The organism is Streptomyces sp. NPDC039424 (assembly GCF_055639495.1).
Genome location: NZ_JBVKAI010000017.1, coordinates 107,234 through 126,994, shown reverse-complemented (window position 1 = coordinate 126,994; position 19,761 = coordinate 107,234). Strand labels below are relative to the sequence as shown.

Annotated in this window: 18 protein-coding genes and 1 pseudogene; 13 read left to right on the top strand and 6 right to left on the bottom strand. The window is 71.9% G+C overall.

The features are described 5' to 3' along the window. Positions 1-15 precede the first annotated feature (15 nt). From ACZ7L0_RS33005 to ACZ7L0_RS32970, 8 genes and pseudogenes are all read left to right on the top strand, one after another. Complete coding sequence (locus ACZ7L0_RS33005) at positions 16-777, top strand: amino acid ABC transporter ATP-binding protein (protein ID WP_471246201.1); 762 nt, start codon at positions 16-18, stop codon at positions 775-777. A gap of 38 nt (positions 778-815) precedes the next feature. Then, positions 816-1,895, top strand: a complete 1,080-nt coding sequence (locus ACZ7L0_RS33000) for an LLM class flavin-dependent oxidoreductase (protein WP_471246200.1) — start codon at positions 816-818, stop codon at positions 1,893-1,895. Continuing rightward, the gene (locus ACZ7L0_RS32995) at positions 1,892-3,232 is read left to right on the top strand and encodes an NtaA/DmoA family FMN-dependent monooxygenase (protein WP_471246199.1); all 1,341 of its coding nucleotides are present in this window, start codon (positions 1,892-1,894) and stop codon (positions 3,230-3,232) included. The genes ACZ7L0_RS33000 and ACZ7L0_RS32995 overlap by 4 nt, the downstream gene beginning before the upstream one ends. 43 nt (positions 3,233-3,275) lie before the next feature. Next, positions 3,276-4,057, top strand: a pseudogene (locus ACZ7L0_RS32990) (DUF1684 domain-containing protein). A gap of 265 nt (positions 4,058-4,322) precedes the next feature. After that, a complete protein-coding gene (locus ACZ7L0_RS32985; protein ID WP_471246198.1) occupies positions 4,323-5,222 on the top strand; it encodes a S1 family peptidase in 900 nt (299 codons plus the stop codon). Between the two features lie 330 nt (positions 5,223-5,552). Next, entirely contained in the window at positions 5,553-6,632 is a 1,080-nt protein-coding gene (locus tag ACZ7L0_RS32980; RefSeq protein WP_471246197.1) for a S1 family peptidase, read from the top strand. 187 nt (positions 6,633-6,819) lie between these two features. Then, positions 6,820-10,338, top strand: coding sequence for a DNA polymerase III subunit alpha (locus ACZ7L0_RS32975; protein WP_471246196.1), 3,519 nt, complete (start codon positions 6,820-6,822; stop codon positions 10,336-10,338). Continuing rightward, positions 10,335-11,309, top strand: coding sequence for a DNA polymerase Y family protein (locus ACZ7L0_RS32970; RefSeq protein ID WP_471246195.1), 975 nt, complete (start codon positions 10,335-10,337; stop codon positions 11,307-11,309). Before ACZ7L0_RS32975 ends, ACZ7L0_RS32970 begins: the two co-directional genes overlap by 4 nt. A gap of 16 nt (positions 11,310-11,325) precedes the next feature. Here ACZ7L0_RS32970 and ACZ7L0_RS32965 read toward each other — a convergent pair whose 3' ends face one another. Continuing rightward, on the bottom strand, positions 11,326-11,700 hold the full coding sequence (locus ACZ7L0_RS32965) for a cupin domain-containing protein (protein WP_471246194.1): 375 nt from the start codon (positions 11,698-11,700) through the stop codon (positions 11,326-11,328). 88 nt (positions 11,701-11,788) lie between these two features. On the opposite strand from ACZ7L0_RS32965, the gene ACZ7L0_RS32960 reads away from it, so the two are divergent. Continuing rightward, the gene (locus tag ACZ7L0_RS32960) at positions 11,789-12,232 is read left to right on the top strand and encodes a MarR family winged helix-turn-helix transcriptional regulator (protein ID WP_471246193.1); all 444 of its coding nucleotides are present in this window, start codon (positions 11,789-11,791) and stop codon (positions 12,230-12,232) included. A gap of 170 nt (positions 12,233-12,402) precedes the next feature. Further along, on the top strand, positions 12,403-13,269 hold the full coding sequence (locus ACZ7L0_RS32955) for an esterase/lipase family protein (protein ID WP_471246192.1): 867 nt from the start codon (positions 12,403-12,405) through the stop codon (positions 13,267-13,269). A 199-nt stretch (positions 13,270-13,468) separates the two neighbouring features. Here ACZ7L0_RS32955 and ACZ7L0_RS32950 read toward each other — a convergent pair whose 3' ends face one another. Then, a complete protein-coding gene (locus ACZ7L0_RS32950) occupies positions 13,469-13,603 on the bottom strand; it encodes a hypothetical protein (protein ID WP_471246191.1) in 135 nt (44 codons plus the stop codon). Between the two features lie 112 nt (positions 13,604-13,715). Between ACZ7L0_RS32950 and ACZ7L0_RS32945 the strand changes: the two genes are divergently transcribed. Continuing rightward, positions 13,716-14,330, top strand: coding sequence for a class I SAM-dependent methyltransferase (locus ACZ7L0_RS32945; RefSeq protein ID WP_471246190.1), 615 nt, complete (start codon positions 13,716-13,718; stop codon positions 14,328-14,330). A 22-nt stretch (positions 14,331-14,352) separates the two neighbouring features. Here the strand turns inward: ACZ7L0_RS32945 and ACZ7L0_RS32940 are convergent, their stop codons facing one another. Both ACZ7L0_RS32940 and ACZ7L0_RS32935 read right to left on the bottom strand, forming a co-directional pair. Then, on the bottom strand, positions 14,353-14,853 hold the full coding sequence (locus ACZ7L0_RS32940) for a ribonuclease FAU-1 family protein (protein ID WP_471246189.1): 501 nt from the start codon (positions 14,851-14,853) through the stop codon (positions 14,353-14,355). Further along, positions 14,834-15,799, bottom strand: coding sequence for a GNAT family N-acetyltransferase (locus ACZ7L0_RS32935; protein ID WP_471246188.1), 966 nt, complete (start codon positions 15,797-15,799; stop codon positions 14,834-14,836). Before ACZ7L0_RS32935 ends, ACZ7L0_RS32940 begins: the two co-directional genes overlap by 20 nt. 70 nt (positions 15,800-15,869) lie before the next feature. On the opposite strand from ACZ7L0_RS32935, the gene ACZ7L0_RS32930 reads away from it, so the two are divergent. After that, a complete protein-coding gene (locus tag ACZ7L0_RS32930; RefSeq protein ID WP_471246187.1) occupies positions 15,870-16,241 on the top strand; it encodes a GntR family transcriptional regulator in 372 nt (123 codons plus the stop codon). A gap of 40 nt (positions 16,242-16,281) precedes the next feature. Here ACZ7L0_RS32930 and ACZ7L0_RS32925 read toward each other — a convergent pair whose 3' ends face one another. Both ACZ7L0_RS32925 and ACZ7L0_RS32920 read right to left on the bottom strand, forming a co-directional pair. Beyond that, positions 16,282-17,052 (bottom strand): DUF72 domain-containing protein, encoded by a 771-nt coding sequence (locus tag ACZ7L0_RS32925; RefSeq protein ID WP_471246186.1) that lies wholly within the window; start codon positions 17,050-17,052, stop codon positions 16,282-16,284. 29 nt (positions 17,053-17,081) lie between these two features. Next, positions 17,082-18,191, bottom strand: a complete 1,110-nt coding sequence (locus ACZ7L0_RS32920) for a DUF5925 domain-containing protein (RefSeq protein WP_471246185.1) — start codon at positions 18,189-18,191, stop codon at positions 17,082-17,084. 131 nt (positions 18,192-18,322) lie between these two features. Here ACZ7L0_RS32920 and ACZ7L0_RS32915 point away from each other — a divergent pair, with 131 nt between their 5' ends. Next, a complete protein-coding gene (locus ACZ7L0_RS32915; protein ID WP_471246184.1) occupies positions 18,323-19,744 on the top strand; it encodes a GH39 family glycosyl hydrolase in 1,422 nt (473 codons plus the stop codon). Positions 19,745-19,761 lie beyond the last annotated feature (17 nt).

The following is a 19,761-nucleotide window of genomic DNA, read 5'->3' as shown; positions in this document are numbered from 1 at the left end:
CAAGGGATTCACCCCATGAGCGTCATGGTCGACATCAGGGCCGTCCACAAGAGCTTCGGCTCGCTCGAGGTCCTCAAGGGCATCGACCTGCAAGTACAGGCCGGCGAAGTCACCGTCGTCCTCGGCCCCTCCGGCTCCGGCAAGTCGACGCTGCTGCGCACCGTCAACCACCTGGAGAAGGTGGACCGGGGCGCCATCAGCGTGGACGGCACCCTGGTCGGCTACCGGCGGTCCGGCGACAAGCTGTACGAGCTGCCCGAACGCGAGGTGCTCAGGCAGCGCACCCGAATCGGCTTCGTCTTCCAGAACTTCAACCTCTTCCCGCACCTCACCGTGCTGGACAACGTCATCGAGGCACCGGTGTCCGCGCTGAAGCGCCCCCGCGGGCAGGCCGTGGAGCAGGCGCGCCGGCTGCTCGCCCGGGTGGGTCTCGCCGACAGGGCCGACGCCTACCCGAAGCACCTGTCCGGAGGCCAGCAGCAGCGGGTGGCCATCGCCCGCGCGCTCGCCCTGGAGCCGAAGCTGCTGCTCTTCGACGAACCGACCTCCGCGCTCGATCCCGAACTGGTGGGCGAGGTCCTGGACGTCATCAAGGACCTGGCCCGCCAGGGCACCACGATGATCGTCGTCACGCACGAGATCGGCTTCGCCCGCGAGGTCGCCGACACCGTCGTCTTCATGGACGCCGGGCGGATCGTCGAGCAGGGCGCGCCCGCCGACGTACTGGACGCTCCGCGCCATGAGCGGACCCGGGCGTTTCTCTCGAAGGTGCTCTGAGATTCCGGTAGTTATTTCAGCGAAAGGTTCATCCCCACATGACCCCACCACCCGGCCGGGCGCTGCTGCACCTGGCCGCCGCCATCGACCAGCCGTCGGCGTACGACGCAGGCTCCTTCGTGGAGCTGGCCCGGCTCGCCGAGAGCGGCGGGCTCGACTTCGTGACCCTGGACGACACGTTCGCGCGCCCCGGGCTCGACGCGCTCGCCGTGCTGTCCCGGGTGGCGCCCGCCACCCACCGGATCGGCCTGGTCCCGACCGTCACGACCACGCACACCGAGCCCTTCCACGTGCAGGCCGCCGTCGCCACCCTCGACTGGGTCAGCCATGGCCGGGCGGGCTGGCGGATCGACGTCTCGACCAGCGAGGGCGAGGCCCGCCTCTTCGGCCGCCGGCACGCCGCGGCCGCCGACGCCCTGTGGCAGGAGGCGGGTGAAGTGGCCGACGTGGCCGCGCGGCTGTGGGACAGCTGGGAGGACGACGCCGAGATACGGGACGTGGCGACCGGCCGCTTCATCGACCGGGACAAGCTGCACCACGTCGACTTCACCGGCTCGGCCTTCTCGGTCAAGGGACCCTCGATCGTGCCCCGCCCCCCACAGGGCCACCCCGTCCGCGTGGTCGACGCCACCGAGGGCCCCGCCCGGCCGGCCGCGGCCCGGTACGCCGACGTCGCCCTGGTCCGTGTCGCGGATCCCGCGCAGGCCGCCGCCGTACGCGACCAGTTGCGCGCCGCCGCGGCCGGGGCCGGGCGCAACCCGGACACCTTGAGGGTGCTGGCCGGCCTGCTCGTCGACCTGGGCGACGGCGAGCACGCGGCCGAACCGGGTCACGGCGGGGGCGGTCCCCGGCAGACCGTGCAGGGCCCGCTGTACCGGGGCGGCCCCGTCGACCTCGCGGAGCTGATCGCCGCCTGGCACGCGGACGGCGTCGTCGACGGCTTCCACCTCGTCCCCGTCGAGCCGCGCCGTGACCTGGAGCGGCTCGTCAACGGCACCGTCGCGCTGCTCCAGCACCGCGGCCTGTTCCGCACCTTCTACCCGGGCAGCACGCTCCGGGAGCACCTGGGCCTGGCCCGGCCCGCCAACCAGTACGCCGTGACCGGGGGAGCGTCATGACCGTACGACCGCGCAAGCAGATGCATCTGGCAGCGCACTTCCCGGGCGTCAACAACACCACCGTCTGGGCCGACCCGCGCTCGAAGTCGCAGATCGAGTTCTCCTCCTTCGCACATCTGGCCCGCACCGCCGAACGGGGTCTGTTCGACTTCTTCTTCCTCGCCGAGGGGCTGCGGCTGCGCGAGCACAAGGGCCGTATCCACGACCTGGACGTGGTCGGACGCCCCGAGTCGCTCACCGTGCTGAACGCCCTGGCCGCCGTGACCGAGCGGCTGGGGCTCGCCGCCACGGTCAACGCGACCTTCAACGAGCCCTACGAACTCGCCCGCCGGCTCGCCACGCTCGACCACCTGAGCGGGGGCCGGGCCGCCTGGAACGTGGTGACCTCCTCGGACGCCTTCACCGGCGAGAACTTCCGGCGCGGCGGCTATCTGGACCGGGCCGAGCTCCCCCACTCTCGGCTTCGCTCGAGCGGGGGGACCCCCATCACCCGGGCGGCCGAGTTCGTCGCCACCGCGCGGGAGTTGTGGGACTCCTGGACCCCGGACGGGCCGGCCAGGCCGTTCGCGCACCAGGGGCGGCACTTCGACATCGCGGGCGAGTTCACCGTGCCGCGCTCACCGCAGGGGCATCCGGTGGTGATCCAGGCGGGGGACTCGCACGAGGGCCGGGAGTTCGCCGCGTCCACCGCCGACGTGATCTTCACCCGGCACGGGACCTTGGAGGCCGGGCGCTCCTTCTACGCCGACGTCAAGCGCCGCCTGGAGAGGTACGGCCGCGCACCGGACGATCTCAAGATCATGCCCGGCGTCTCGGTCGTCCTCGGTGACACCGCAGCCGAGGCGCAGGAGCGGGCCACCGAGATCAGACGGCAGCAGGTCTCGCCGCAGAACGCCCTCCTGACACTCGAGCAGATCTGGGGAGTCGACCTCTCCGGCTACGACCCCGACGGCCCGCTCCCCGAGACCGACCCGGTGCCGGATCCGTCGATCACCCAGGGCCGGACCCGGCCCGGCGACACCATGGCCATCGCCGAGAAGTGGCGGGCGCTGTCGAAGGAGAAGGGGCTGTCCATCCGGCAGACCGTGATCGAGGCGAGCGGCCGCCAGTCCTTCATCGGCACACCCGAGGCGGTGGCCACCGAACTCGAGGAGTTCGTGCGGCGCGACGCCGCCGACGGCTTCATCCTCGTCCCCCACCTCACACCCGGTGGGCTCGACGAGTTCGTGGACCGGGTGGTCCCGCTGCTCCAGGAGCGTGGCGCGTTCCGCACCGAATACCGGGGCGACACGCTGCGCTCGCACCTCGGGCTGCCCGATCCGGTAGGGAATGGGTGATCTTATATGGAAGCGTTGATCAGCATATGGAAGGTTTGAGCGCATGACGACGGACGCAGCCGACGAGTGGAAGCGGTGGCACGAGCACCGGGTGGACACGGTGTCCGGGCCCTACGGGCCGCTCTCGCTCACCGGCACGCACTGGATCCAGGACTATCCGGAGGGGCGACTTCCGGACATCCCCGGGACCTGGGCCGTGGACGGCGACGCGGTGGTGCTCACCGCGACCGCGGCCGACGGCCTGACCGTCGACGGACGGCCCTTCTCCGGCGAGACGCGCCTCGCCGCCGACAGCGGGCCGGAGGAGTCGGCCCGGGTCGCGCTCGGCGAGCGGCGGCTGTTCGTACTGATACGCGAGGGGTCTGGGGTGTACGCGACTACGACCCGGACGCCGAGGCCCGCCGGACGTTCCGGGGCATCGACGCCACCCCGTACGATCCGCGCTGGTCGGTGCCGGGACACTTCACCCCGTACGACGGCACGCGCACCGTCCGCCTGGAGAACGCGGACGGGGTCGAGCGCGGGTTCGCGCTCGCCGGTGAGCTCGGCTTCGCGCTGAACGGCCGGAATCTGACACTCAAGGTGGCGCGGCAGGCGAACGGCTCGCTGTGGGCGGTGTTCGCCGACGCCACCAGCGGCGACGGCGGTTTCCGGTTCCGGTTCCTGCATACGGCGGCCCCCGATGCCTACGGGTGGACCACGGTCGACTTCAACCGGGCCGTGCTGCCGCCGTGCGCCTTCGCCGACCACTTCCTCTGCCCCTTCCCGCCGCCCGGGAACACGCTGGGCCTCGCCGTCGAGGCGGGGGAGCGGCGACTGCGCTGAGCCTCCTTCCTTCCGGGGGGATATGACCGGGCGTCAATCGCCCGAACCGCACCAAGAACGCACACAGTCGGCACAGATCGCACACAGTCGCACGGCCGAAAGGCGCCCTTGCGCCTACCGGCCGTTCGGCCGAATACTCCCCCACAGCGCTTGTCAGGGGCACGGCGTGTCCGGAATCCGGGCCTTTGACCCCCCACCCCTGGCTGCGCCTCACGGGCCCCGACCCCCACGCGGGCCCCCGACTTCCCCTGGGAGGGAACGAAAAGTGAGGATCAAGCGCACCACCCCCAGCAGCCCCATCGCGAGACGGACCCGGCTGATCGCCGTGGCCACCGGCTTCGTGGCTGCAGCCGCGTTCGCCGTCCCCACCGCGAACGCGAGCGACGCGCAGACGTTCAGCGCCGCCCAGCTCACCACGGTGAGCGGTTCCGTGCTCAAGGCGGACGTGCCCGGCACCGCCTGGGCGGTCGACAGCAAGACCAACCGGGTCGTCGTCACCGTCGACAGCACCGTCTCGCCGACCGAGATCACCAAGATCAAGCAGCAGGCGGGCACCAACGCCGGCGCCCTGACCATCAAGCACACCCCCGGCAAGTTCAACAAGCTGATCACCGGCGGCGACGCCATCTACGGCGGCTCCTACCGCTGTTCACTCGGCTTCAACGTGCACAGCGGAAGCACCTACTACTTCCTGACCGCCGGGCACTGCGGTGAGGTCGCCTCCACGTGGTACAGCAACTCCGGCCACACCACGGTGCTGGGCACGAACGTCAACTACAGCTTCCCGGGCAACGACTACGCGCTGGTCCGCTACACCAACTCCTCGGTGGCGCACCCGAGCGCGGTCGGCAGCCAGACCATCTCCAGCGCGGCCACCCCGTCGGTGGGCACGACCGTCTACCGCCGCGGCTCCACCACCGGCACCCACAGCGGCCGGGTCACGGCGCTGAACGCCACGGTCAACTACGGCAGCGGTGACATCGTCTCCGGTCTGATCCAGACCACGGTCTGCGCCGAGGGCGGCGACAGCGGCGGCCCGCTCTACAGGGGTTCCGTGGCCTACGGTCTGACCTCCGGCGGCAGCGGCGACTGCAGCTCCGGCGGTACGACCTTCTTCCAGCCGGTCACCGAGGCGCTGAGCGCGTACGGCGTGAGCGTCGGCTGACGATCCCTCCGGGTCGGCTTCGGGGCGAGCCCCCGCACGCAATCCGCGTGCGGGGGCTCTCTCTTGCCCTCCGAGGGCGAATTCAGGACAGGGCGGAACCTCACCGTCCGCTGAGGGTTACTCGCACGTAGTGTTTGCAGTGCGAATTTCCTGGGGCGACCGTGGACGGTCAATGGCGCCAGGGGGGCGTGTGGTGCCTTCGTACGCGCGTCCTGAAGTCGACCTTGTGTGCTCCCTGTGGATCTCGGAATAGTAGGCGCCCGTCAACCAGCCTTCCGGCCGTGAGGTCCCCACAACCTCTCGGACCGATCCCCCACAGGAGGACGTGAGTTGAAGCACCGACGCATACCCGGGCGGCGGGCGGCCGTGGCAGGCGCGGGTGTCGCCGCACTGGTCGCCGCGGGAGTCACCTTCCAGAGTGCGAACGCCAGCGAGACCCCGAAGACCGCCACGCCGGAGACCCTTTCGGCACCGGCGGCCGGAAAGCTCGCCTCCACGCTCGTGGACGACCTCGGCGCGGACGCGGCGGGTACGTACTACGACGCGAAGGCGAGGAACCTCGTCGTGAACGTGCTCGACGAGACCGCCGCCAAGGTCGTCGAGGCGGCCGGCGCCAAGGCCAGAGTCGTGGCCAACTCCCTGGCCGAACTCGACGGCGCCCGGGCGACGTTGAAGCGGGACGCGACCATCCCCGGCACCTCGTGGGCGACCGACCCGGTCACCGACAAGGTCGTCGTCACGGCGGACAGGACCGTCTCGAAGACCGAGTGGGCCAAGCTCTCCAAGGTCGTGGACGGGCTCGGCGGCACGGCCGAACTGGAGCGGTCCAAGGGGAAGTTCAAGCCCTTCCTCGCGGGCGGCGACGCGATCACCGGCTCGGGCGGACGCTGCTCGCTCGGCTTCAACGTGGTCAAGGACGGGCAGCCGTACTTCCTGACCGCCGGGCACTGCACCGAGTCCATCTCCACCTGGTCGGACTCGTCCGGCACCGTGATCGGGAAGAACGAGCAGTCCAGCTTCCCGGGCGACGACTACGGTCTGGTCAAGTACACCTCGGACACCGACCACCCGAGCGAGGTCGACCTCTACAACGGCTCCGCCCAGCGGATCACCGGCGCGGCCGAGGCCACCGTCGGCATGAAGGTCACCCGCAGCGGCTCGACCACCCAGGTGCACTCCGGCACGGTCACCGGTCTGAACGCCACCGTGAACTACTCCGAGGGCACGGTCGGCGGCCTCATCCAGACCGACGTGTGCGCCGAGCCCGGCGACAGCGGCGGCTCGCTCTTCTCGGGCGGCAACGCGATCGGCCTGACCTCCGGCGGCAGCGGCGACTGCGCCTCCGGCGGCGAGACGTTCTTCCAGCCGGTCACGGAGGCCCTGTCGGCGACGGGCGCCAAGATCGGCTGACCCGCCGGGATCATGCTCCCGGAAGTCCCGCCCCACGCGCGCGAGGGGCGGGACTTCCGCGTTTGCGCAGGTAGGACGCGCCCGAATGGATGTCGCACACTTGTTCGGGGATAGGGGTATGGTGGGGTTGAGAGTAGGGAACTGATGTTCGAGAGCCGTTCGGGGTTCACGAGTGCGGGAGGTGCGTGTGCCGGGTTTCACGCATCTGCACACCGTCTCCGGGTTCTCCCTGCGCTACGGCGCCTCGCACCCGGAGCGGCTGGCCGAGCGCGCCTCCGAGCGGGGCATGGACGCCCTCGCCCTCACCGACCGCGACACCCTCGCCGGCACGGTCCGCTTCACCAAGGCCTGCGCGAAGGCGGGCGTCCGCCCGCTGTTCGGCGTGGAGCTGGCGGTGGGGGAGCCGGAGAGGGGCGTGGGCCGGGACGGTGCCGTACGTCGGGACGGGGCTGTACGACGAGACGGTGCCGTACGCCGGGACGGTGCCATACGACGAGACGAAGCCGTATCGACGGAACGGCGCCGTACCCCCGTCCGCGGCGGTGCCTTCATCGACGAGTCGACACCCCGCGTGACCTTCCTCGCCCGGGACGGAGCCCGCGGCTGGGCCGACCTGTGCCGGCTGGTCACCGCCGCCCACACCGCCGAGGGCACCCCGCTGCTGCCCTGGTCCGACAACCGGGCCGACGGCCTCATCGTCATCCTCGGCCCCGCCTCCGACGTCGGCCGCGCCCTCGCCGCGGGCCGCCCCGACCGGGCCGCGAGACTCCTCGTGCCCTGGCGCGAGGTCTACGGCGACGCCCTGCGCCTGGAGACCGTCTGCCACGGCCGTGAGGGCACCGGCCCCGGCTCCCTGCGCCTGGCCGCCCGTACCGTCGGCTTCGCCGCCGAACAGCGGATCCGGCCGGTGCTCAGCAACGCCGTCCGGTACGCCGACCCCGGACAGGGCCCGGTCGCCGACGTCCTGGACGCCGCCCGCCGGCTGGTCCCCGTCGACCCCGCCAAGGAGCTGGACTCCGGCGAGGCGTGGCTGAAGGACGCGGAGGCGATGCTGCGCGTCGCCGAGCGGGTGGTGGAGGCCGCGGGCTACCGGCGCGACACCGCCCACCGCCTGCTGGAGCAGACCCGGGCGACCGCCGCGGAGTGCCTGGTCGACCCCGAGGACGATCTCGGCATCGGCACCGTCCACTTCCCCGAGGCGCACCTGGTCGGCGCCGGCCGCCGCACCGCCCAGCGGACGCTGGCCTCGCGGGCGGCGGCGGGGATGGTGCTGCGCGGCTACGACACCCGGCGCGCCTACTGGGAGCGGATGCACCGGGAGCTGGACATCATCGCCCACCACGGCTTCGCCTCGTACTTCCTGACCGTCGCCCAAGTGGTGGACGACGTACGGGAGATGGGCATCCGGGTCGCGGCGCGGGGCTCCGGCGCGGGTTCCCTCGTCAACCACCTGCTCGGTATCGCGCACGCCGATCCGGTCGAGCACGGGCTGCTGATGGAGCGCTTCCTGTCGAAGGAGCGGGTCGTGCTGCCCGACATCGACATCGACGTGGAGTCCGCGCGCCGCCTGGAGGTCTACCGGGCGATCATCGGCCGGTTCGGCACCGAGCGGGTCGCGACGGTCGCGATGCCGGAGACGTACCGGGTCAGGCACGCGATCCGCGATGTGGGCGCGGCCCTGTCCATGGACCCGGCCGAGATCGACCGCGTAGCCAAGTCCTTCCCGCACATCCGGGCACGTGACGCCCGCGCGGCTCTGGAGGAGCTGCCCGAACTCAGGGAGCTGGCGGGGGAGTGCCGACGGGAAGGGGCGAAGTACGGCCGGCTATGGGAGCTGGTCGAGGCCCTCGACGCCCTCCCGCGCGGAGTCGCCATGCACCCTTGCGGAGTGCTGCTTTCGGACGCCTCCCTCCTCTCCCGTACGCCGGTCATGCCGACCAGCGGCGAGGGCTTCCCCATGTCGCAGTTCGACAAGGACGACGTGGAGGACCTCGGACTGCTCAAACTGGACGTGCTGGGCGTGCGGATGCAGTCGGCGATGGCGCACGCGGTCGCGGAGGTGAAGCGGGCCACGGGCGCCGAGGTCGACCTGGACGCCGTGCCGCCCGGCGACCCGGCGACGTACCGGCTCATCCGCTCCACCGAGACGCTGGGCTGTTTCCAGATCGAGTCGCCGGGCCAGCGGGACCTGGTCGGGCGTCTGCAGCCGGCCACCTTCCACGACCTGGTCGTCGACATCTCGCTGTTCCGGCCCGGTCCGGTCGCCGCCGACATGGTGCGGCCGTTCATCGAGGCCCGGCACGGGCGGGCGCCCGTCCGGTATCCGCACCCGGACCTGGAGGAGCCGCTGCGGGACACCTACGGGGTCGTCGTCTTCCACGAGCAGATCATCGACATCGTCGCCATCATGACCGGTTGCGGGCGCGGCGAGGCGGACCGGATCCGGCGCGGGCTGTCCGACCCGGAGTCGCAGGGGCGGATCAGGTTCTGGTTCGCTCAGCACGCCGCGGCGAACGGCTATGACGCGGAAACGATTCAGCGGACCTGGGAGATCGTCGAGGCCTTCGGCTCCTACGGCTTCTGCAAGGCGCACGCGGTCGCCTTCGCCGTACCGACCTACCAGTCGGCATGGCTGAAGGCGCATCACCCGGCCGCCTTCTACGCGGGGCTGCTCACGCACGACCCCGGGATGTACCCGAAGCGGCTGCTGCTGGCGGACGCGCGGCGGCGCGGGGTGCCGATCCTGCCGTTGGACGTGAACGAGTCGGGGGTCGCACACAGGATCGAACTGGTGTCTGAATCTGATGGGGTGTGGGGGCTGCGCCTGGCCCTTTCCGACGTGCACGGCATCAGTGAGGCCGAGGCGAAGCGGATCGCCGACGGCCAGCCGTACGCCTCCCTGCTGGACTTCTGGGAGCGGGCCCGCCCGAGCCGTCCGCTGGCCGGGCGGCTGGCCCAGGTCGGCGCGCTGGACGCCTTCGGCGCCAACCGCCGCGATCTGCAGCTGCACCTGTCCGAGCTGCACCGGGGTGCCCGGGGCGCGGGCGGCGGTCAGCTCCCCCTGTCCGGCGGGCGGAAGACCGCCCCGGCCGGGCTGCCCGACCTCACCTCTCAGGAGCGGCTCAGCGCCGAACTGGGCGTGCTGTCCATGGACGCCTCGCGCAACCTGATGGACGACCACCGGGAGTTCCTCAAGGAGCTGGGCGTGGTCTCGGCGCGCCGGCTGCGCGAGGCCCGGCACGGTGAGACGGTGCTGGTCGCGGGCGCCAAGGCGGCCACCCAGACCCCGCCGATCCGGTCCGGCAAGCGGGTCATCTTCACCACGCTGGACGACGGCACGGGCCTGGTCGACCTCGCCTTCTTCGACGACTCCCACGACGCCTGCGCGCACACGGTCTTCCACTCCTGGCTGCTGCTGGTGCGCGGGGTGGTGCAGCGGCGCGGCCCGCGCAGCCTCAGCGTGGTGGGCTCGGCCGCCTGGAACCTCGCCGAGCTGGTCGAACTGCGCGCCGAGGGCGGCCTCGACGAGGTGGCGGCGCGGCTGGCGGAGCCCGTGCCCCAGCGGTGGGGAGACCCGGCCGCGGACCGGACGATCCGCATGCCCACGGGGTACGAGATGCACCCCTGGGCCGATCTGCGTCCCGCGGGCGAGGGCCCGGCGGGTGGGAAGAAGTTGTGGCACCAGAGTCCGGGGAGTGCGGGATGACCATTCTCTGCGTACGTTTCCAGCTGTCGCCGATGTACGAGGCGGCCCTGCCCGGGCTGCTCGGGTTGCTGGAGGAGTTCACCCCGGTCGTCGAGGCCCTGCCCCCGGACGGGGCGCTGGCCGATCTGCGCGGCGCCGAGCGGTACTTCGGGCGCAGCGCCGTCGAGCTGGCGGCGGTGCTCCGGGTCCGCGCCCTCGCGCTGTACGGCGTCGACTGCGTGATCGGCGCCGGGCCCGGCCCGCTGCTGGCCCGCATGGCACTGCGCGACGCGCGGCCGGGGCTGACCCGCGCGGTCCCTGAAGACCCGGACGCGATCCGGGAGTTCCTCGCCGACCGCCCCGTGGCCGCGCTCCCCGGCGTCGGCACCGCCACCGCCCGCACGCTGTGCGAGTACGGCCTCGACACCCTGGGCCGGGTCGCCGGCGCGCCCCTGTCCACGCTCCAGCGCCTGGTCGGCGCGAAGGCGGGCCGCGACCTGCGCGAGAAGGCGAACGGGGTCGACCGCGGCCGGGTGGTCCCGAACGCGGTCTCCCGCTCTCTGGTCGCCGAACACCCCTTCGACCGCGACGAGCTGGACCCGGACCGCCACCGCAGGGCGCTGCTGTCCGCCGCCGAGGAACTGGGCGCCCGGCTGCGCGCCCTGGAGAAGGTCTGCCGCACCCTGACCCTCACCGTGCGCTACGCCGACCGCACCTCGACGACCCGCAGCCGCACCCTCAAGGAGCCGACCGCCCACTCCGCGGCGCTGACGAGGACGGCGTACGGCATGTACGAGGCCCTTGGCCTCCAGCGCGCCCGGGTCCGTGCGCTCGGCCTGCGCGCCGAGGGGCTCGCCTCCGCCGACCAGGCCTCCCACCAGCTCACCTTCGACCCCGTGGACGAGAAGGTCCGCCGCATCGAGGAGGTCGCGGACCGCGCGCGGGCGAAGTTCGGGCCCCGGGCGGTGATGCCGGGAACGCTGGCCGCGTAACTCCCCTTTCTCTACGTCAGTTGGCCCACGGCGGCACGATGCGCGTGCCGTCGGCCAGCTCGGCCTCCATGCCGATGGAGGTGGTGACCCAGGAGATCGCGGTGTGGTCGGTCGGGTTCTCGACGCCGAACGCCACCCCCGGGTTGATGATCACGGTGTCGCCCGCGGTGATCCGCTCGGTGTCGCCGCCGAGGGTGATCAGCAGCTCGCCGACGAGCAGGTGGAATATCTCCTCGCGGTTGACGGTGTGGGTCGGAGCCTTCGTCCCGGCCGGGATCTCACCCCGCCAGGCGCACAGTTCCTTGGCGCCGGTGAGCGGGGTGGCGTACGAGACGAAGCGGGCGCCGTGGATCTCGTGGGTCACGGCTTGGGACGAGTGGATGACGGGCATGGGCGGGCGACCTCCGGTAATTTGGTCAAGCAACTTGACTATATGGTCAAGCTGCTTGACCAACCTGTCAAGGGTGTTTCAATGCGGTGTGCAGAACTCCGAGGCCCTGGCCCTGACCGCAGCCCTGCTCGCCGCCGCGGGCGACCTGACCAAGCGCATCAACGACGGTGTCGTCGCCCGTGGGTTCGAGGTGCGGCCGGCGCACGGGTTCGCGTTCGCCCGGCTCGCACCGGACGGCGCGACCGTGACCGACATCGCGGCTCACCTCGGCGTCACCAAGCAGGCCGCCAGCCAGCTCGTCGACGAGATCGTGCGCAAGGGGTACGCCGAGCGGCGCCCGCATCCCGAGGACGCCCGCGCGCGGCTGATCGTGCTGACCGAGCGCGGCTGGGCCTGCACCCGAGCGGCGGAGGAGGCGGCGGCCGAGGCGGTGGGGGAGTGGGCCGAGGTCCTCGGCGAGAGGGAGGTGCGCGCGCTGCGGGACCGTCTGGCGCGGATCGCCCCGCACGGTCCGATCAGGCCCGCCTGGTGACGGTCCATCGGTGGTTGAGCGCTGCACCAGTCACCGCTGGAAGTTTTTACTGACGCGTAACTTCACACGTCTGCTACTCGTCCGTAACTTGACGAATGAACAGCATCCCGTGATCCGGATCACAGGGCGTAAGGCCGTCGAACTCCCTTGAGCCGCAAGGAGATCACCCGATGCTGCCCTGGAAGAGAGTGCTCAGACCCCTGGCCGCGCTGCTCCTGACCGCCGCCGTCGCCACCGTCCCCGCCGCCACCGCCCACGCCTCCACCTCGTCCGGCACCAGCAGCGGCTGGAACGACTACTCCTGCCAGCCGTCCGCCGCGCACCCCCGCCCCGTCGTCCTGGTCCACGGAACGCTCGGCAACTCCGTCGACAACTGGCTGTCCCTCGCGCCGTACCTGAAGGACCGCGGGTACTGCGTCTACTCCCTCGACTACGGACAGCTGTCCGGTGTCCCCTTCTTTCACGGCCTCGGCCCCATCGACAAGTCGGCGGAGCAACTTTCGGCCTTCGTCGACAAGGTGCTCGCCGCGACCGGCGCCACCGAGGCCGACCTGGTCGGCCATTCGCAGGGCGGCCTGATGCCCCGCTACTACCTCAAGTTCCTCGGCGGAGCCGCCAAGGTGAACGCCCTCGTCGGCATCGCCCCCGACAACCACGGCGCCACGCTGAGCGGCCTCACCAACCTGCTGCCGTACTTCCCCGGCGCCGAGGACCTGATCAAGGCCACCACCCCCGGTCTCGCGGACCAGATCGCCGGGTCCGCCTTCCTCACCAAGCTCAACGCGGGCGGCGACACCGTCCCGGGAGTGCGGTACACGGTGATCGCCACCAAGTACGACGAGGTGGCCACGCCCTGGCGCAGCCAGTATCTGAGCGGCTCGGGCGTCACCAACGTCCTGCTGCAGGACCTGTGCCCGCTCGACCTCTCCGAGCACGTGGCGATCGGGCTCTTCGACCGGATCGCCTTCCATGAGGTGGTCAACGCCCTCGACCCGGCCCACGCCACCGCCACCACCTGCGCGTCGGTGTTCAGCTGACCGTCGCCGGGGCCTGTCCGGCCTGAGCCGCCGGACAGGTCCCGTCGGTGTGCGACCCGGTGATCCGAAACTAGTCCCGAGGAACCGCGAAATCGCCTGCCGAGGGCGGTCGATGGAGGTCCTTATGGTCGCGTTAAGGGAGCGCTGAGACTGCGATCAGGTTGCGCACGCGCGCGTGGTGCCCTCTGCGCTCTGTGGCTCAGCCGTCCGGCCACCAGGTGCGGGCGATGTCCTTGCGGACCTCCGGGCGTCCCGCGGGGCGCTCTTCGGCCTCCTCGCGGACCCGGCGGGCATCCGTCCTCTTCAGGGGCTTGTGCACGGTTGCGCGGCGCATGGCTGCCTCCTTCAGTGCCTACCGGGTTCCGTGTTGTCACGGAGGTAGACCCTTTCGCTGAGAGTTCCTCATCGGTCCCGGTCTGTCAGTGGCGGGTGTCACTCTTGAGGACATGGCAAACAAGGGTGACCGCACCACTGCGGTGAGTGTCGACTGGGACGCCGAGGCCGCCTCCTTCGACGAGGAGCCGGACCACGGTCTGCGCGATCCCGAGGTGCGCGCGGCCTGGGCGGCCCGGCTGGAGGCGTGGCTCCCGGGGCGAGCGGCCGATGTCCTCGACCTCGGCTGCGGCACCGGCAGCCTGTCGCTCCTCGCCGCCGAGCGGGGACACCGCGTCACCGGCGTCGACCTGTCCGCACCAATGGTGGAGCTGGCCCGCGCCAAGCTGGCCGGCCGCGACGCGGTCTTCCTGGTGGGGGACGCGGCGGCGCCCCCGGTCGGTGAACAGCGCTTCGACGTGGTGCTCGTACGCCATGTGCTGTGGACGCTGCCCGACCCGGCCCGCGTCCTGCGGCACTGGCGCGGGCTGCTGCGGCCGGGAGGGCGGTTCGTCCTGGTGGAGGGCGTGTGGGGAACGCTCTCCCCGGTCGGCGTGTCCGCCGACCGGGTCGCCGGTCTCCTCGCGCCGATCGCCGGGGGCGTGCGCGTGGAGCGGCTGTCGGGCGACGCGTCGCTGTGGGGGAAGGCCGTGGACGACGAGCGGTACGCGGTGGTGGCGACGGTGTGAGCCCCGGCTTTCGACACCCGCGTCAGGACAGCAGGGCGCCGAAGCCGTCCCCGCGCGCCAGCGCCTCCAGCTCGTCGAGCGCGGCCACGGCCGCGGCGGCGGCCTCCGGGTCCCTCCCGGCCAGGCCGCTTTCGGCGAACTCGTCCTCGTCCAGCCGCCGTACGTCGTGGCCGTCGGCGGAGCGCCACAGGTCCAGGTCGAGATCCTCGACGACCAGCTCCCGGCCGGAGAGAACCGCCGGGCGGGTGATGTCGCAGTACCAGCCCTTGACGGCACCGTCGGCGGCCCGGACCTCCTTGACCGAGTACCAGCGGTCCCGCCAGTAGTACTCGGTGAAGACGTCACCCGGCTCGAAGCGGACGAAGCCGAAGTCGCGGACCCCGGCGCCCGCCCAGGGGGCCCGTACGGTGACCCGGGTGCCGTCGTCCTCAAGCAGCGTGCTCTCGTACCGGATCTTCGTCCGGCCGCCCTTGACCAGGACGACCTCCACCGGGCCCGTGGGCTCAGCCGAGTTCGCGGACATACCGCACCTCCGTGGCGCAGACCTCGTACCCGAACCACTTGTTGATCGCCAGCATCGGGCCGTTGCCGGTGTCGTTGCCCGTGAACGCCTCTGTGTACCCGGCCGCGCGGGCGCGGTGCAGGGAGTCGTTCTTGGCGAGCTTGGCCAGGCCCCGGCCGCGGAAGGCGCGGGCGGTGCCGGTCATGGCGGTGCCGATGGGGGTCCCCCCGCTCGAGCGGATTCGAGAGTGGGGGAGGGTGTGGCCGTCGGTGTGGACCACGCTGAAGGCGACGGGGCGGCCCTCCGCGACCGCGACCGAGGTCAGGGACCGGTCCAGCAGCGGATTCCGCCAGTACTGCTCGATCCAGGCCTGGTAGTCGGTGAACTCGGCCCCGACGTCGCTGGGTTCGTCCGACACCGTCTCGGCGTCCAGTTCGAACAGCGGGCGCGGGTCGTCGGCGAAGTCGGCGGCCGTGCGCAGCTCCACGCCGGGCGGCGGGTCCTGGCGGGGCGGCAGCGTGCCGCCGGCCAGGTCCAGGCGGAGGAAGTGCGCGGAGCGACTGCTCCGGTAACCGTGCCGTTCGGCGAAGGCCCGGTTGCCGGGCTCGTCCAGGACCCAGGCGAAGATCCGTCGGGCGCCCCGTGCCGCCAGGTGCTCTTCGGCGCTACGCACCAGCAGCGTGCCGGCGCGGCGCCGGGTCCGTTCCGGATGCACATAGACATTGAGATAGCCCTGGCCCGGCTGCGCGCTGTCGTGCGCGATGCCGACCTGGGCGGTGCCGATGATCTCGCCGTCCTCTTCGGCGACGAGTCTGCGCAGATGGGCCTCCGGGTGGGCGCCGGCCAGGTCGTGGGCGACGGACTCCGGGGTGGTCAGCATGAAGGGCAGGGCGGTGCACCGGACCCGGACGAAGCCCTCCAGGTCGGCTCGGACATCGGGACGCAGGTCGCGCACGATCACTGTCATGGGGCCGCACGCTATGCGGGCCCACACCCGGATGCCTCTCATTTTCCCGCGGGTACGGGACAATCGGCCCGTGACCTTGAAGATCCACATCGACGACAGCGCGCCGCCGTACGAACAGGTGCGGGCGCGGATTTCCGAGCAGGCGCGCTCCGGTGAGCTGCCGGTGGGCTACCGGCTGCCGACCGTGCGGGGGCTGGCCGAGTCGCTGGGGCTCGCGGTGAACACGGTGGCCAAGGCGTACCGGGCGCTGGAGACGGACGGGGTGATCGAGACGCGGGGCCGCAACGGAACGTTCGTGGCTGCCGCGGGCTCGGCGGCGGTCCGGGAAGCGGCGACTGCCGCTCAGGCCTATGTGGAGCGGGTCCGGCGGCTGGGCCTGGACGAGGACGCGGCGCTCGCCGCCGTGCGGGATGCCCTGCGGGCGGCTTACGGGGAGGGGTGAGGGGCCTGGCCGGCGGCGTCCGAAAGGCGGACGGCGTGCGTCAGTGGAGTGCTGTCGGTTCCGGAGTGCGGGTCACCGTCAGCCGCGCCCTCGTCGCCGCCCTGCCGAAGGCCACCGCGTCCGTCACCGCCGCCCCGCCCGGGTCGTTGTTGAAGTAGGCGTACACGTCCTGGGCGTCGGACCAGGTGGTCGCGACGCGGTCGACCCAGGTCTCCAGGGAGCGCCGGCCGTAGCGCGGCCAGGGCTGGGCGCGGCCCTGGTGGAAGCGGACGTACCCCCAGTCGGTGGTGCGCCAGAGGGGGGTCACCGGACGGGCCTGGACGTCGGCCCAGCACAGGGCGGCGCGCCGGGACTCCAGCACCTCGCGGACCTCGGGCGTCCACCAGGAGTCGTGCCGGGGCTCGACCGCGACCCGGGTGCCGGCGGGGAAGCAGGCGAGACAGGCGTCCAGCAGGGCCGGGTCGGCGCGCAGGGTCGGCGGGAGCTGGAGCAGGACCGGGCCCAGGCGGTCGCCGAGACCGGCCGCGTGGCTCATCAGGCGGTCGACCGGCTCCTCCGGTTCCTTCAGGCGCTTGATGTGGGTGAGGTACCGGCTGGCCTTGACCGCGACCACGAAGTCCGGCGGTACGCGGTCGCGCCAGGACTCGAAGGTCTCCCGTGACGGCAGCCGGTAGAACGCGTTGTTGATCTCCACCGTGGCGAAGAACCGTGTGTACTCCTCCAGCCACAGCCGCGTCGGAAGCCCGGCCGGGTACACCAGGTCCCGCCAGTCCTTGTACTGCCACCCCGAGGTCCCGACGAACAGGGTCATACCTCCATCAAAGCACCAGAGGTGAAGGGCTACAGATACAGCCCCGCGTCCGCCCCTTCCCGAGCCCCCGGCACCGAGGCCGGTGACGTGCCCCGGCGCAGCGCGTACAACTCCGCCAGCGTCGCCCCCTGCCGGCCCACGGCAGCCTCCCGGTCGGGGAACTCACTGCCCAGCCAGGCCACCGCCTCCGGCCGGGTCAGCCGGCCGACCTCGATCCGGGCCAGACAGCGGCCGGGGCGGACCACGGCGGGGTGCAGACGCTCCAGGTCCTCGTTGGTGGTGACGCCGACCAGTACGTTGCGGCCCTGGCCGAGCAGGCCGTCGGTCAGGTTCAGCAGACGGGACAGGGCCTGGCCGGCGGTGTGCTTGGCCTCGCCGCGGATCAGTTCGTCGCAGTCCTCCAGCAGGAGCAGCCGCCAGCGGCCCTTGCCCGCCGCGTCCTCCTCGCCGATCGCGATGTCCATCAGATAGCCGACGTCGGAGAAGAGCCGCTCGGGGTCCAGCACGCAGTCCACCTGGCACCAGTCCCGCCAGGAGCGGGCCAGGGTGCGCAGCGCCGAGGTCTTGCCGGTGCCGGGCGGGCCGTGCAGCAGCAGCAGACGGCCCGCGATGTCCTCGGGGGTCGTCTTCATCAGCCGGTCCATCGCCTCCGCCACCGGCGCGGTGTAGTTGGCGCGGATCTCCTCCCAGGTACCCGCGGAGATCTGACGGGTGGTGCGGTGCGGGCCGCGCCTCGGGGACACGTACCAGAACCCCATCGTGACATTCTCCGGCTGCGGCTCCGGTTCGTCGGCCGCGCCGTCCGTCGCCTCGTTCAGCACCTTCGCCGCGAGCTCGGCGGTGGTCGCGGTCACGGTGACGTCCGCGCCCCGGTTCCAGCGGGAGACCAGCAGGGTCCAGCCGTCGCCCTCGGCGAGCGTGGCGCTGCGGTCGTCGTCGCGGGCCACGCGCAGCACCCGGGCCTCGCGTGGCAGCAGGGTCACGCCGGAGCGGACGCGGTCGATGTTGGCCGCGTGCGCGTACGGCTGCTCGCCCGTCGCGAAGCGGCCGAGGAACAGCGCGTCGACGACGTCGGACGGCGAGTCGGAGTCGTCGACGTTGAGCCGGATCGGCAGAGCGTCGTGTGGGTTCGCAGACATGCCGCCATGATCCGGCACGGGGCCGCCCCGCGCACCCGGTTTCTGCCCCGCCGCACCCTCCGTCCTGTTACAGAGCCGTGCATGCGCGATCCCTGCCCGGTGGACGACGCCCCCCGCTACCGTTGTCCTTGATGGCACGTCATGGGTGGAATTCGGGGGTTCGGCGGTGGCGGTTCACCGCCCTGCTCGGTGTGGGCGTGGCCGCTCTGGCCCTGGTGGTGACCCTGATCAACACGCTTCCCGGCGGGGGCGGCACCGCGGGCACCTCGCGCGACGGCGACAAGGTGCACGGCACGCCGGCCGAACCGCCCGAGCGGACGGAGCCGTACGTGGGCTGGGGCTTCACCCACACCCGGTACAGCGCCGACGACGGCGGCGCCGCGGCCACCGGGCGCGTCCGGCGGCTGCTCCAGAAGGACCGCGGGCTGCCGCAGAACCAGCACATCATGGGCTGGGGCGCCGACAACCCCGAACCGGTGAAGGGCCGTTACGACTTCGCGGCGATGGACCGGCGCGTCGACTTCGTCCGCGCCTCCGGCGGCACCCCGGTGATCACGCTGTGCTGCTCCCCGGACTGGATGAAGGGCGGCAGGGCCGGCGTCGACAACACGGACTGGAGCCAGGCCGCCCTGGAGACCGCCCCGACGCCCGCCCACTACCAGGACTTCGCCGACCTCGCCGCGACCGTCGCCAAGCGCTATCCGGACGTACGCCACTTCATCGTCTGGAACGAGTTCAAGGGCTTCTGGAACAACGCCGAGGGCCGCTGGGACTACGAGGGCTACACCCGGCTGTACAACCTGGTGTACAAGGCGCTGAAGAAGGTGAACAAGGACATCATGGTCGGCGGCCCGTACCTGGTCATGGACAGCGTCGACCCCCGGCAGCAGGAGAACGCCTCCACCACCCTGCGGGGCCCGTGGGGCGCCATGGACCAGCGGGTGCTCGACGCCTTCGGCTACTGGAACGCGCACAAGGCCGGCGCCGACTTCGTGGTCGTCGACGGCTCCAGTTACACCAAGGACGACGAGCTGCTGCCGAACGAGTTCGCGGCCACCGACAAGCTCACGGCGGTGAGCGAGTGGGTGCGGCGGCAGACCCGCGACCTGCCGCTGTGGTGGGCCGAGTACTACGTCGAGCCCGCCGACGGCAACGACGACCGCAAGGCCTGGTCGGAGCCGCACCGGGTCGCCGTCCAGGCCACCGGCATGATCGCCATGGCCAGGGGCGGCGCGGACTCCGGCTTCTACTGGAACCCGGAGGAGCAGAAGGGCACCGACTGCCCCGGCTGCCTGTGGACACCGACCACCGGCGCGGACGGCGGCGCGGCGCTGCCCATGTACGACCTGGTCGCGCGGTTCGGGAAGGCGTTCCCGCCGGGGACCGGGTACGAGACGGTGCCGGTCGCCCCGGACGACGTGCCCAACCTGCGCGTCCTCGCCACCGACAAGACGGTCCTGGTGGTCAACACCCTCGACCGGCCGATCAGCGCGAAGGTCGACGGCAAGCGGTTCGACATGAAGGCGTACGAGGTGAAGTGGCTCGCCCGCTGAGCCACCACGGCCCGTGT